Annotated in this window: 12 protein-coding genes; 9 read left to right on the forward strand and 3 right to left on the reverse strand. The window is 66.4% G+C overall.

The genetic code is table 11. The annotated features are described in order from the left end of the window. The first annotated feature begins 90 nt into the window (after positions 1–90). The 4 genes from CLU95_RS17055 (at position 91) to CLU95_RS17075 (ending at position 4,712) form a co-directional block, all read left to right on the forward strand. The gene (locus tag CLU95_RS17055; protein ID WP_180288627.1) at positions 91–1,116 is read left to right on the forward strand and encodes an ABC transporter ATP-binding protein; all 1,026 of its coding nucleotides are present in this window, start codon (positions 91–93) and stop codon (positions 1,114–1,116) included. Further along, positions 1,113–2,132: a peptide ABC transporter ATP-binding protein gene (locus CLU95_RS17060; RefSeq protein WP_099794711.1), complete on the forward strand. Its 1,020-nt coding sequence runs from the start codon at positions 1,113–1,115 to the stop codon at positions 2,130–2,132. The genes CLU95_RS17055 and CLU95_RS17060 overlap by 4 nt, the downstream gene beginning before the upstream one ends. 44 nt (positions 2,133–2,176) lie before the next feature. Then, positions 2,177–3,808, forward strand: coding sequence for an ABC transporter substrate-binding protein (locus CLU95_RS17065; RefSeq protein WP_099794712.1), 1,632 nt, complete (start codon positions 2,177–2,179; stop codon positions 3,806–3,808). 133 nt (positions 3,809–3,941) lie between these two features. Then, the gene (locus CLU95_RS17075; protein WP_099794713.1) at positions 3,942–4,712 is read left to right on the forward strand and encodes a 5'-methylthioadenosine/adenosylhomocysteine nucleosidase; all 771 of its coding nucleotides are present in this window, start codon (positions 3,942–3,944) and stop codon (positions 4,710–4,712) included. A gap of 5 nt (positions 4,713–4,717) precedes the next feature. Here the strand turns inward: CLU95_RS17075 and CLU95_RS17080 are convergent, their stop codons facing one another. After that, a complete protein-coding gene (locus tag CLU95_RS17080) occupies positions 4,718–5,470 on the reverse strand; it encodes a YoaK family protein (protein WP_099794714.1) in 753 nt (250 codons plus the stop codon). Positions 5,471–5,526: 56 nt separating this feature from the next. Next, entirely contained in the window at positions 5,527–6,513 is a 987-nt protein-coding gene (gene corA, locus CLU95_RS17085) for a magnesium/cobalt transporter CorA (protein WP_099794715.1), read from the reverse strand. Positions 6,514–6,738: 225 nt separating this feature from the next. Here corA and CLU95_RS17090 point away from each other — a divergent pair, with 225 nt between their 5' ends. The 4 genes from CLU95_RS17090 to hprK all read left to right on the forward strand — a co-directional run bounded on the left by CLU95_RS17090 (position 6,739) and on the right by hprK (position 11,226). After that, positions 6,739–8,856, forward strand: coding sequence for an ATP-dependent helicase (locus CLU95_RS17090; protein ID WP_099794716.1), 2,118 nt, complete (start codon positions 6,739–6,741; stop codon positions 8,854–8,856). A gap of 321 nt (positions 8,857–9,177) precedes the next feature. Further along, positions 9,178–9,507, forward strand: a complete 330-nt coding sequence (hpf, locus tag CLU95_RS17095) for a ribosome hibernation-promoting factor, HPF/YfiA family (protein ID WP_013538898.1) — start codon at positions 9,178–9,180, stop codon at positions 9,505–9,507. 190 nt (positions 9,508–9,697) lie between these two features. Continuing rightward, complete coding sequence (locus CLU95_RS17100) at positions 9,698–10,165, forward strand: PTS sugar transporter subunit IIA (protein ID WP_042581318.1); 468 nt, start codon at positions 9,698–9,700, stop codon at positions 10,163–10,165. A 101-nt stretch (positions 10,166–10,266) separates the two neighbouring features. After that, positions 10,267–11,226, forward strand: coding sequence for an HPr(Ser) kinase/phosphatase (gene hprK / locus CLU95_RS17105; protein ID WP_062481041.1), 960 nt, complete (start codon positions 10,267–10,269; stop codon positions 11,224–11,226). 74 nt (positions 11,227–11,300) lie between these two features. On the opposite strand, the gene fur is transcribed toward hprK, so the two are convergent. Then, positions 11,301–11,720: a ferric iron uptake transcriptional regulator gene (gene fur / locus CLU95_RS17110; protein ID WP_056584276.1), complete on the reverse strand. Its 420-nt coding sequence runs from the start codon at positions 11,718–11,720 to the stop codon at positions 11,301–11,303. An 85-nt stretch (positions 11,721–11,805) separates the two neighbouring features. On the opposite strand from fur, the gene CLU95_RS17115 reads away from it, so the two are divergent. Further along, positions 11,806–12,366: an outer membrane protein assembly factor BamE gene (locus CLU95_RS17115; protein WP_099794717.1), complete on the forward strand. Its 561-nt coding sequence runs from the start codon at positions 11,806–11,808 to the stop codon at positions 12,364–12,366. Positions 12,367–12,401: the final 35 nt, after the last annotated feature.

The raw sequence follows: 12,401 nt of genomic DNA on the forward strand, positions 1-12,401 counted from the left end.
ACCGCGGAACCGGCTTTGCCGGGCCGCTGGTGCCGCCCCCTGCAAGGGGGTTGGCGAAGCGACACGAAGTGCGCGAAGACTGGGGGTGAGGTGAGTCTTCTCGATATCAAGGACCTGCACGTCGAGTTCCCCACGCAAGGCGGCGTGATGCACGCCGTCGACGGCGTGAGCCTCACGCTCGAAGAGGGCGAGGTGCTCGGCATCGTCGGCGAATCGGGCTCGGGCAAAAGTGTCACGATGATGGCGCTCATGGGCCTCATCAGCTACCCGGGCCGCGTGCGCGCCGACCACATGTGCTTTGCGGGCAAGGACCTGCTCGGCATCTCCGACAAGGCGCGCCGCGCGCTCGTCGGCAAGGAGGTCGCGATGATCTTCCAGGAGCCGACCACCAGCCTCAACCCCTGCTTCACCATCGGCTTCCAGCTGATGGAGACGCTGCGGCTGCACCTGAAGCTCGACAAGCGCGAAGCGAAGAAGCGCGCCACCGAGCTGCTCGAACAGGTGGGCATTCCGGCCGCATCGTCGCGCCTGGGCAGCTACCCGCACCAGCTCTCGGGCGGCATGAACCAGCGCGTGATGATCGCGATGGCCATCGCCTGCAACCCGCGCCTGCTGATCGCCGACGAGCCGACTACCGCGCTCGACGTGACCATCCAGGCGCAGATTCTCGACCTGCTGCGCGACCTGCAGAAGGAGCGCGGCATGGCGCTCGTGCTCATCACGCACAACATGGGCGTGGTCAGCGAGATGGCACAGCGCATCGCCGTGATGTACGCGGGGCAGGTGATGGAGCATCAGCGGGTCGACCGCCTGTTCGCATCGCCGCAGCACCCGTACACCGAGGCCTTGCTCGCGGCGTTGCCCGAGCGCGCCGCGCCCGAAGGGCGACTCGCCACCATCAGCGGCGTGGTGCCCGGCGTGCACGACCGGCCCGCGGGCTGCCTGTTCGCGCCGCGCTGCGGCTACGTCACCGAGCGTGCCTGCCAGGTGCGGCCTGCGTTGCGTGCGTGGCAAAGCGCCGAGGTGCGTTGCCACTTTCCGCTCGATGAGCCAAGGCGTGCCGAAGCCATCGCGCAAGACCCGCCGCGCGCTGCCATCGCGGAGGTGCTGCCATGAGCGACGCACCGCCGGAGATCGTGGTCGAGGCGCGCAACCTGCAGCGCACCTACGCCGTGCGACGCGGACTGTTCCGCGCGCCGGCGCAGCTGCGCGCCGTGGGCGACATCTCGTTCCGCCTCGAACGCGGGCGCACGCTGGCGGTGGTGGGTGAATCGGGCTGCGGCAAGTCGACGCTCGCGCGCATGGTCGCGCTGATCGAGAAGCCGACCGCCGGGCAACTGACGCTCATCGGCGCCGATGCCGTGAGCCCGCCGCATGAACGCAAACGCGAGCTGCGCCAGGCCGTGCAGTTGGTGTTCCAGAACCCGTATGGCTCACTCAACCCGCGCAAGAAGATTTCGGCAGTGCTCGAAGACCCGCTGGCCATCAACACCACGTTGAGCAAGGCGGAGCGCGCCGACAAGGCGCGCGAGATGCTCGCGCGCGTCGGCCTGCGCCCCGAGTACGCCAACCGCTACCCGCACATGTTCTCGGGCGGCCAGCGCCAGCGCATTGCCATCGCGCGTGCGCTCATGCTGTCGCCGCGCCTCTTGGTGGCCGACGAGCCGGTGTCGGCGCTCGACGTGTCGATCCAGGCACAGGTGCTGAACCTGCTGGCCGACCTGCAGGCCGAGCTGGGGCTGGCCTACCTCTTCATCTCGCACGACCTGGGTGTGGTGCGCCACATCGCGCACGACGTGCTCGTGATGTACCTGGGCCACGCGGTGGAGCAGGGGCCCAAGTCGCGCATCTTTGCGCGCCCGCTGCACCCGTACACGCAGGCGCTGCTGGCCTCGACGCCGGGCCTGAGCAGCCAGCGCATCGTGCTCAAGGGCGAGCTGCCGTCGCCGCTGAACCCGCCCACGGGTTGCGTCTTCAGCACGCGCTGCCCGCATGTGCAGCCGCGCTGCCGCGAGGAGCGACCTGCGCTGCGTGCGCTCGACGAGCGGCTGGTGGCCTGCCACTTCGCCGAGCAGTTTCTCGAAGGTGTGCCTGCCGTGCGCGCCGATGGTCCCGTGCTCGCTGCTTCCTGAAGAGTGAAGTGGCGATTTTTTCAACCCTGTCTCGAGGAGTCCCCATGAAGACCCAGCCCTCCGTTTCGCGCCGCTCACAAAAGCTGGCGCTTCTGGCACCGGCAGCGCTCACGGCCCTTACCCTGGCCTGCGGCGCCGTGTCAGCCAAGACGTTGGTGTACTGCTCCGAAGGAAGCCCGGAAAATTTCTATCCGGGCATGAACACCACCGGCACGTCGTTCGACGTGACCACGCAGGTCTACAACACCATCGTCGAGTTCGAGCGCGGCGGCACCAAGGTCATGCCGGGCCTCGCTGAAAAATGGGACATCTCGGCCGACGGCACCGTGTACACCTTCCACCTGCGCAAGGGCGTGAAGTGGCACACCACGAGCAAGAGCTTCAAGCCCACGCGCGACTTCAACGCCGACGACTTCATCTTCATGCTCGAGCGCCAGTGGAAGGAGAGCGACCCCTTCTTCAGGGTCACGAGCCAGAACCACTCGTACTTCAACGACATGGGCATGCCCAAGCTCTTGAAGTCGGTGGACCGCATCGACGACCACACGGTGAAGATCACGCTCAACCAGGCCGAGGCGCCGTTCCTGGCCAACCTGGCGATGCAGTACGCGGGCATCCAGTCGAAGGAATACGCCATCGCGATGCTGAAGGCCGGCACGCCCGAGAAGGTCGACCAGGACCCGGTCGGCACCGGGCCGTTCTACCTCGTGCAGTACCAGAAGGACGCGATCATCCGCTTCAAGGCCTTCCCGCAGTACTGGGGCGGCAAGGCCAAGATCGACGACCTCGTGTTCGCGATCACGCCCGATGCCTCGGTGCGCTGGGCCAAGCTGCAGAAGGGCGAATGCCACGTCATGCCGTACCCGAATCCGGCCGACCTCGATGCGATCCGCAAGGACCCGAACGTGCAGGTGCTGGAGCAGCCCGGCCTGAACGTCGGCTACCTCTCGTACAACACGACGAAGAAGCCCTTCGACGACGTGCGCGTGCGCAAGGCCATCAACATGGCGATCAACAAGAAGGCCATCATCGACGGCGTGTACCTCACGACCGGCGTGGCTGCGAAGAACCCGATTCCGCCGACGCTGTGGTCCTACAACGATGCGGTGAAGGACGACCCGTACGACCCTGAAGCCGCGAAGAAGCTGCTGGCGCAGGCCGGTTTCCCCGACGGCTTCAGCACCGACCTGTGGGCCATGCCGGTGCAGCGTCCGTACAACCCGAACGCCAAACGCATCGCCGAGCTGATGCAGGCCGACCTCGCCAAGATCAACGTGAAGGCCGAGATCAAGAGCTTCGAGTGGGGCGAGTACCGCAAGCGCCTGCAGGCCGGTGAACATCAGATGGGCATGCTGGGCTGGACCGGCGACAACGGCGACCCGGACAACTTCCTGTACACGCTGCTGGGCTGCGCCTCGGCCAAGTCGGCCAGCGGCAGCAACATCTCGAAGTTCTGCTACCAGCCGTATGAAGACCTCGTGGTGAAGGCCAAGAGTGCGACCAAGCAGTCGGAGCGCGATGCGCTCTACAAGAAGGCGCAGGTCATCTTCAAGGAGCAGGCGCCGTGGTTCACCATTGCGCATGCGGTGCAGTTGAAGCCGGTGCGCAAGGAAGTGATCGACTTCAAGCTCAGCCCCTTCGGTCGCCACACGTTTTACGGCGTGGACATCAAATAAATAAGCAAACCCCCAGGCTTCGCGCACTTCGTGTCGCTACGCCAACCCCCTTGCAGGGGGCAACACCTGCGGCCCGGCAAAGCCGGTTCCGCGGTGTTTCTGGAACAGAGAAAGTCTTGTTTTGAGTTCTGTGTTGTCCAAGCCCATCGCCATCGTGGCGGCCATGCACGAGGAGCTCAGTGCGCTCCTCGCGCGCATGCCCGACGAGCAGCGCGTGCGCGTGGCCGGCCGCGACTTCTGGGTGGGCCACCTGCAAGGCCAGCCCGTGGTCGCGGTGCTGTCGCGCATCGGCAAGGTCGCGGCGGCGGTCACGGCCACGGTGCTGCTCGAACGCTTCGGCGTGCGGGCGATCGTGTTCACGGGCGTGGCCGGCGGACTGGCACCGGGCGTGAACGTCGGCGACGTGGTCGTGGCGACCGAGCTGCTGCAGCACGACATGGACGCCTCGCCGATCTTTCCGAAGTACGAGGTGCCGCTGATGGGGCGCTCACGCTTCGCGTCCGATGCGGCCATCGGCGATGCACTGGCGGCGGTGGCTGAAGCTGCGCTGCGCGATCCGGTGCGCCTGGTGGGGCAGAAGGCCGTCGATGAATTCCATCTGCATTCACCGAAGGTCCATCGCGGCCTGCTGATCAGCGGTGACCGCTTCGTATCGACCACCGCGGAGAGTGGGGCCCTGCAGCGCTCGTTGCCCGATGCGCTCGCGGTCGAGATGGAAGGCGCGGCGATGGCGCAGGCCTGCCACGACTACGGCGTGCCCTTCGCGGCGCTGCGGACCATTTCGGACCGCGCCGACGATGCCGCGCACGGTGACTTCACGCGCTTCGTGGCTGAAGTGGCGAGCCGCTACAGCCTCGCGCTTGTCGACGCGTGGCTTGCTTCCTTGCCGCGCGACGTGGCCTGAAGCACCTACGGCGCGAGCCGGCGCAGCGACGGCAGGTCGCGCAACAGTGGCGGGATCGACAGCGCCAGCAGCAGCGCGGCCAGCGGCACGACGCAGATGAATCCCACGTGCTTGAAGCCCAGCGCGCCGACCGCGCCGCCGAGCACGAACATGCCGACCAGCCCGCCGCAGCGACGCAGCCTGCTGCGGTCGTGGCGCACCGGCAGCGGTGTGGACGGCGCGCGCCGGTTCCAGTAGAGCATCTTGCCCAGCTCGATCCCCACGTCGGTGATGTTGCCGGTCATGTGGGTGGTGCGCGTGCTGCCGCCCGAGGTCTTCGACGCCACGGCGTTCTGCAGCCCCATGATGAACGACAGCAGCAGCACCGTGAGTGGCACCGCGAACGGCGTGGCCCAGGTCAGCGTGATGGCGCCGGCGAGCCCGAACGGGAACATCAGCGCGGCCTCCAGCAGCAGCGGCAGCGCATACACGCCATGCAGCCGATGTTGTCGCGCCCAGTTCACCAGCACCGCGCAGACCGCCGCGCCGCTCACGAACGCGAGGATCGCGCCCACCGCGTTCAACAGCAGCGTGAGGTTGCCCAGCACCATGCCGTCCGCCAGCTGCGAGGCGAAGCCGGTCATGTGCGAGGTGTACATGTGCAGCACGAGGAACCCGCCCGCATTGACGGCGCCGGCATTGAAGGCCAGCAGCAGGCCGAGCGCGGTGTTCGTCGACGGCGCGCGGTGGCGGTTGGTGAGGAAACGAAGTCTGCGCACGGGGCCCTCCAGGTCAACTGCCTGTCGACAGTCACTCTAGCACCCAGTGTGAAGAACTACTTGAGCCAGCCGCGCCGGCGGAAGTACCACATCGGCACCAGTGCGCTGGCTGCCATCAGCGCGATGGCGTAGGGGTAGCCCATGGCCCAGTCGAGTTCGGGCATGAACTTGAAGTTCATGCCGTAGATGCTCGCGATCAACGTGGGCGGCAGCAGCGCGACGCTGGCCACCGAGAAGATCTTGATGGTCTTGTTCTGGTTGATGTTGATGAAACCGACGGTCGCATCCATCAGGAAGTTGATCTTGTCGAACAGGAAGGCCGTGTGGTTGTCCAGCGATTCGATGTCGCGCAGGATCTGCCGCGCTTCTTCGAACTGCTCGGCGTTGAGCATCTTGCTGCGCATCATGAAGCTCACGGCGCGGCGTGTGTCCATCACGTTGCGGCGGATGCGGCCGTTCAAGTCTTCCTGCCGTGCGATGAGGCCGAGCACCTCGCCGGCCAGCTCGTCGGTGACGTTGCCCGACAGCACTTTCTTGCCGGCCACTTCGAGCTCGTCGTAGATGTTCTCCAACGTGTCGGCCGAGTATTCGGCGTCGGCGTCGAAGAGCTTGAGCATCACTTCCTTGGCGTCTTCGATCAGCCCCGGTGCGCGGCGTGCGCGCATGCGCAGCAGGCGGAACACGGGCACGTCTTCGTCGTGGATCGAGAACAGCACGCCGCGGCTGCGCAGGTCGGTGTTGTGCTGGTTGAGGATGAAGGCGACGCGCACCGTGCGCGGGTCTTCGTCGTCGTCGATCAGGAAGTCGGAGCGGATGTGCAGTTCGCCGTTGTCTTCTTCGTAGAAGCGCGCCGATTCCTCGATGTCCTCGTCCATCGCGTCTTCGGGAATCGAGAGGCCGTAGTACTGCTTGATCCAGCGCTTTTCTTCGAGCGTGGGCGACTCGAGGTCGACCCAGATCGGCTGGAACTTGGAGAGCTCTTCGAGCGACTCGATCTCTTCCTGGACGAGACGGCCGTTGGCGAGCGTAAAGATATTGAGCATGGGCTCACTCCCGGGAATGACTGAACGATGGGCGAGGGAGGGGCGCTTTCAATTCCCGCAGACCCGGCGTCAGTACATCACGCGCGGCGTCGCAAGGGAGTTGAAAGCTGCCGAGACGGGGCGGTTTCCATGGGGAGTCTCCGGTTGCAGCGAGGCGCGATTATGTCACTGGCCACTGGGCCACAAGGTGCATGGACTGGACGGACATACAGTAAAGTCGTGCCCATGCAGACCCCTGCGTCCCCCGTTCTTTCCGCCCCTCCGAAGACGCAAGCCGAGCGCCTGGCCGCGGCGCTCGCCGCGCTCAACGACGACCAGCGCGCGGCGGTCGAGCACGGCGTGGGCGCAGCGGTCGGCGAGGACCACAGGCCGCTGCTCGTGATCGCCGGCGCCGGCTCGGGCAAGACCAGCACGCTGGCGCACCGGGTGGCGCACCTGATCGCGGGCGGGGTCGATCCGCAGCGCCTGCTGCTGCTCACGTTCTCGCGCCGCGCCGCGCAGGAAATGGAGCGCCGCGCGGGCCAGGTGCTGGCGCGTGTGCTGGGCCTGAAGTCGGAGCGCCCGCCGGCGCTGCCGTGGGCCGGCACCTTCCACGGCATCGGCGCGCGGCTGCTGCGCGAGTACGCCGCGCAGATCGGGCTCGACGAGAACTTCACCATCCACGACCGCGGCGACGCCGAAGACCTCATGGGGCTGGTGCGGCACGAGCTGGGGCTGTCGTCCACGGTCAACCGCTTTCCGCGCAAGGGCACCTGCCTGTCGATCTACTCGCGCTGCGTGAACACGCGCGCGCCGCTGGCCGAGGTTCTGAAAGACAACTTTCCCTGGTGTGCCGAGTGGGAGGCCGAACTCAAGAAACTGTTTGGCGCGTACGTCGAGGCCAAGCAGCAGCAGAACGTGCTCGACTACGACGACCTGCTGCTCTACTGGGCCGAGATGGTCGCAGAGCCCGCGCTGGCCGCGCACGTCGGCGCGCGCTTCGACCACGTGCTGGTCGACGAGTACCAGGACACCAACCTGCTGCAGGCCGAGATCCTGCGGGCGATGAAGCCCGACGGGCGCGGCGTGACGGTGGTGGGCGACGACGCGCAGTCGATCTATTCGTTCCGCGGCGCCACGGTGCGCAACATCCTCGACTTTCCTTCGCAGTTCTCGCAAGAGGCGCGCATCGTCACGCTGGAGCGCAACTACCGCTCGACGCAGCCGATCCTCGACGTGTCGAACCGTGTCATCGCGCAGGCCGCCGAGCGGCACGCCAAGACGCTGTGGACCGACAAGCCCTCGGCCGGCAAGCCGGTGCTGGTGCTCGTGCCCGACGAGGCCGGGCAGGCGCGCTGGGTGGCCGACAAGATCCTGGCGCATCGTGAGGGCGGGCTGGCGCTGAAGTCGCAGGCGGTGCTGTTTCGCACCTCGTCGCACAGCGCGGCACTCGAACTGGAGCTGGCGCGGCGCAACATCCCGTTCGTGAAGTTCGGCGGTCTCAAGTTCCTCGAGGCCTCGCACGTGAAGGACCTGCTCGCCGTGCTGCGTTTCGCGCAAAACCCGCGCGGGCGCATGGCGGGCTTCCGGGTCACGCAGCTCATTCCGGGCGTGGGCCCGGCCACCGGCACGCGCCTGCTCGACGCGATGGACCAGGCGGCCGACCCGGCCGCGGCGGTGCGCGACTTCGTGCCGCCGTCGGCCGCGCGTGAACAGTGGGCCGACTTCGCCCAGGCCTATGCCGCCTTGCGCGAGCCGTCCCTGAAGTGGCCGGCCGACGTGGAAGTCGCGATGCAGTGGTACCAGCCGCACCTGGAGCGGCTGTACGAAGACACCTCGGGCGTTCGACGCGCCGACGTCGAGCAGCTGGCGCGGCTGGCGGGCGGCTATGGCTCGCGCGAACGCTTCCTCACCGAGCTCACGCTCGACCCGCCCGAAGCCACCAGCGACCGGCCCGGTCCGCCGTCGCTCGACGAGGACTACCTGATCCTCTCGACCATCCATTCGGCCAAGGGGCAGGAGTGGAATTCGGTGCATGTGATCAACGTGGTCGACGGCTGCATGCCGGCCGACGTGGCGCAGGGCGCGCATGAGCTGGAAGAAGAGCGGCGCCTGCTCTACGTGGCGATGACGCGGGCCCGCGACCACCTGCATCTGGTGATGCCGCAGCGCTTCCACATCACGCAGCAGGCGGCGCGCGGCGACCGGCACCTGTACGCCAACCGCACCCGTTTCATCACGGAGGCCGACCTGGCGGGCTTCGAGCTGCAGACCTGGCCGCCGCCCCCGGTGCTGCCGCCCGCCGTGCCGCCGCCGGCCGCCGTGATCGACCTGCGCAACCGCATGCGCGCCGCCTGGCGCTGAACGGGCCAGCCCTTCGGTCGGGAGGGTCACTGCGTGCGATGTGTGGAAACACTTGCTTCCAATGTGCCGCAACCGCATGCCCCTGCACGGGGACAGCTATGGAAACAATAGCGGATTAGGGCATGCAATACACCGGCCCGTCACTCGAGCAAGCCCCGGTATTGCAATACCGTGACAGCTTGGGCATAGTGAATCCGACCGCCCCCTTTCTCCATCGCTCTTCCTCTTCTCCCCTCTCTCCCAACCTCACCTGTTTCGCCGGCCACGCTTCATCCCGGAGCGCGGTCATTTCCCCAACCGTCAATTCTCAGGAGGTCATTCATGAATTTGACGATCAGCGGTCATCACCTCGACGTCACACCTGCCTTGCGCACCTACGTCACGAGCAAGCTGGACCGGATCACGCGACATTTCGACCAGGTGGTCGATGTCAAGGTGATCCTCACGGTGGAAAAGCAGAAGGAAAAGGAACGCCGCCAAAGGGCGGAGTGCAACATTCACGTCAAAGGCAATGACATGTTCGCGGAATCGAGCCACGCTGATCTGTACGCCGCAGTCGATGAACTGGTCGACAAGCTCGACCGTCAGGTGGTCCGCCACAAGGATCGCCTGCAAGACCACCATCACGTGGCGCCCAAGCGCGTGATGTAAACGCCGGGCCCCGCGCCCCGCATCTCAGGCCGCCTTCGGGCGGCCTTTTGTTTGTCCGACCACATTGGTGGGGCTTTGCAAGGCCCCCAGAGGGGGCGACGCCTCTTGGCAACACATGTAGACGAAAGTAATTAGGGGGACTGGGGGTTTTTACCGATGAGGTGCATAATCGCGCCGCTCTGACCCCACCATGAATCGCCTCGCGTCCATCCTGCCGCCCGCTCAAGTGCTCGTGAGCGTTGACGCCACCAGCAAGAAACGTGCTTTCGAAGAAGCTGGCCTTCTGTTCGAAAGCCTTCACGGCCTGGGACGTGCCCTCATCACCGACAGCCTGTTTGCGCGCGAGCGCCTCGGCTCCACCGGTCTGGGCCATGGCGTTGCCATTCCGCATGGCCGCATCAAGGGCCTCAAGGCCCCGATGGCCGCGGTGTTCCAGCTGGCGAACCCCATCGGCTTCGACGCTCCCGACGAGCAGCCCGTGGCGCTGCTGATCTTCCTGCTGGTGCCCGAAGCGGCCACGCAGAAGCACCTCGAAATCCTGTCTGAAATTGCCGAGCTGCTGAGCGACGCCGGCCTGCGCGAGCAGATCAAGTCCAGCACCGACGCCGCCGCACTGCACGGCCTCATTGCCGGCTGGCAATCGACCCAGGTCGCCTGAGCGCACGCGCCGGGCGGGCCGCTGCTGATAAGCTGCGGCGACGCTTTTCTCTCCCTCCATCCTGACCAGAATGCCGGCGTCCCGCGCCGGCCGCCGCACGCATGAAGCCGACCGTCATCAGCGCCGATGCCATGTTCGAGGAGTTCCGCGGATCGCTCCGCTGGGAATGGCTCGCGGGGCTCGGCGCCTCGGAGCGCCAGTTCGACCCCGACGTCATCAGCCGCGCGCAGTCGGCCGCCGACCTGGTCGGCTACCTGAACTACATCCACCCATACCGCGTGCAGATCCTGGGTGCGCGCGAGGTGGCCTACCTCACGCGCGGCAGCAAGGAAGACTGCGTGCGCCGCATCGGGCGCATCGTCACGCTGGAGCCGCCGATGCTGGTGCTGGCCGACGGCCAGGCCGCACCCGACGAGCTGTTGTCGATCTGCGAGCGCGCGCAACTGCCGCTCTTTGCCACGCGCGAATCGTCGGCCTTCGTGATCGACCTGCTGCGCGCCTACCTGTCCAAGCACTTCGCCGAGCGCACCTCGATGCACGGCGTGTTCATGGACATCCTGGGCATGGGCGTGATGATCACGGGCGAGTCGGGCCTCGGCAAAAGCGAGCTCGGCCTGGAGCTGATCTCGCGCGGCAACGGCCTCGTGGCCGACGATGCGGTCGACCTGTACCGCATCAACCAGAACACCATCGAGGGCCGCTGCCCCGACCTGCTGCTCAACCTGCTGGAGGTGCGCGGCATCGGCCTGCTGGACATCCGCGCGATCTTCGGCGAGACGGCGGTGCGCCGGAAGATGCGGCTGAAGCTCATCGTGCACCTCGTGCGGCGCGACAGCTTCGAGCGCGACTACGAGCGCATGCCCTCGGCGCCGCTCACGCAGGACGTGCTGGGCATCCCGGTGCGCAAGGTCATCATCCAGGTGGTGGCGGGGCGCAACATCGCCGTGCTGGTGGAAGCCGCGGTACGCAATTCGATCCTGCAGCTGCGCGGCATCGATACGTATGCCGATTTCGTGGCGCGCCACCACAAGGCGATGGAGAGCGGGCGCGATCCGGACTGAAGACGCAAAGAAAAAAGCCCTTCATGGTGAAGGGCCGTTGTCTGCTTCAGCAGGCCTTCAGCAGGCCTTCAGCGTCAGCGCTTCTTGACGCAATCGCCGCACAGGCCGTACAGCGACATGGCGTGGTCCTGCAGGATCCAGCCCTTGTCCTTGGCGATCATCTGCTGGCGGCGCTCGATCTCGGCGTCGTAGAACTCCTCGACCTTGCCGCACGAGGTGCAGATCAGGTGGTCGTGGTGCGTGCCTTCGTTCAGCTCGTAGACCGCCTTGCCGCTTTCGAAGTGGCTGCGCTCCAGGATGCCGGCCTGCTCGAACTGCGTCAGCACGCGGTACACGGTGGCCAGTCCGATGTCGGAGTGTTCGTTGAGCAGCACGCGGAAGACGTCTTCCGCTGTCATGTGCCGCTGGCTGCCGGTCTGGAAGATCTCGAGGATCTTCAGCCGCGGCAAGGTGGCCTTGAGGCCGGTGTTCTTGAGTTCGTCGATGTTGGCCATGATGGTTCCTGCGCCCTGGGCTGAGGCCGGGCCTTCAGGCTCGACCGCTACAATGTTCGATCATATCGCTACCCCCTCTTCTCCCATGCCTGCCATCCTCCAACGCCGGCCCTGGTTGCTGGTTGCTGCCATTGCGGCGACGCTCGCCCTCGGTGCCTGCAGCGGTTTCAGCGAACGCACGCGTGGCGCGCTGTCTGCCGTCACCCCCTACAAAGTCGAAGTGGTGCAGGGCAATTTCGTGTCGAAGGAACAGGTCGCGGCACTCAAGCCCGGCATGTCGCGCCAACAGGTGCGCGAGATCCTTGGCACCTCGCTGCTGAACGACGTCTTCCACGCCAACCGCTGGGACTATGTCTTCACGATCCGCCGCCAGGGCGTCGATCCGCAGGAGCGCCGCCTGACCGTGTTCTTCAACGGTGAACTCATGGACCGCTTCGAGGGCGACGAGATGCCCAGCGAAGAAGAGTTCGTCGCCACGCTCGACACCCGCCGCAAGACCGGCAAGGTGCCGCAGCTCGAGGCCACCGAAGACGAGCTCAAGAAATTCGCGCCCAAGGACGACAAGAAAGCCGACACCACCGGCACCCCGGCGGCCCCTGTGCCCGCGCTGCCGGCCGCCTACCCCCCGCTCGAAGCTGCGCGCTGAGCGTGCGCGGCAGGGCTCCGGCGGCGGCCACCCCA

Source organism: Variovorax sp. 54, assembly GCF_002754375.1.
Taxonomy (GTDB): domain Bacteria; phylum Pseudomonadota; class Gammaproteobacteria; order Burkholderiales; family Burkholderiaceae_C; genus Variovorax.

What these genes read in the sequence shown, in the direction of transcription:
- CLU95_RS17060 (WP_099794711.1), top strand. Translation starts at nt 1,113, where the DNA reads ATGAGCGACGCACCGCCGGAGATCGTGGTCGAGGCGCGCAACCTGCAG.
- CLU95_RS17065 (WP_099794712.1), top strand. Translation starts at nt 2,177, where the DNA reads ATGAAGACCCAGCCCTCCGTTTCGCGCCGCTCACAAAAGCTGGCGCTT.
- corA (WP_099794715.1), bottom strand. Translation starts at nt 6,513, where the DNA reads ATGCTCAATATCTTTACGCTCGCCAACGGCCGTCTCGTCCAGGAAGAG.
- CLU95_RS17090 (WP_099794716.1), top strand. Translation starts at nt 6,739, where the DNA reads ATGCAGACCCCTGCGTCCCCCGTTCTTTCCGCCCCTCCGAAGACGCAA.
- hpf (WP_013538898.1), top strand. Translation starts at nt 9,178, where the DNA reads ATGAATTTGACGATCAGCGGTCATCACCTCGACGTCACACCTGCCTTG.
- CLU95_RS17100 (WP_042581318.1), top strand. Translation starts at nt 9,698, where the DNA reads ATGAATCGCCTCGCGTCCATCCTGCCGCCCGCTCAAGTGCTCGTGAGC.
- hprK (WP_062481041.1), top strand. Translation starts at nt 10,267, where the DNA reads ATGAAGCCGACCGTCATCAGCGCCGATGCCATGTTCGAGGAGTTCCGC.
- fur (WP_056584276.1), bottom strand. Translation starts at nt 11,720, where the DNA reads ATGGCCAACATCGACGAACTCAAGAACACCGGCCTCAAGGCCACCTTG.
- CLU95_RS17115 (WP_099794717.1), top strand. Translation starts at nt 11,806, where the DNA reads ATGCCTGCCATCCTCCAACGCCGGCCCTGGTTGCTGGTTGCTGCCATT.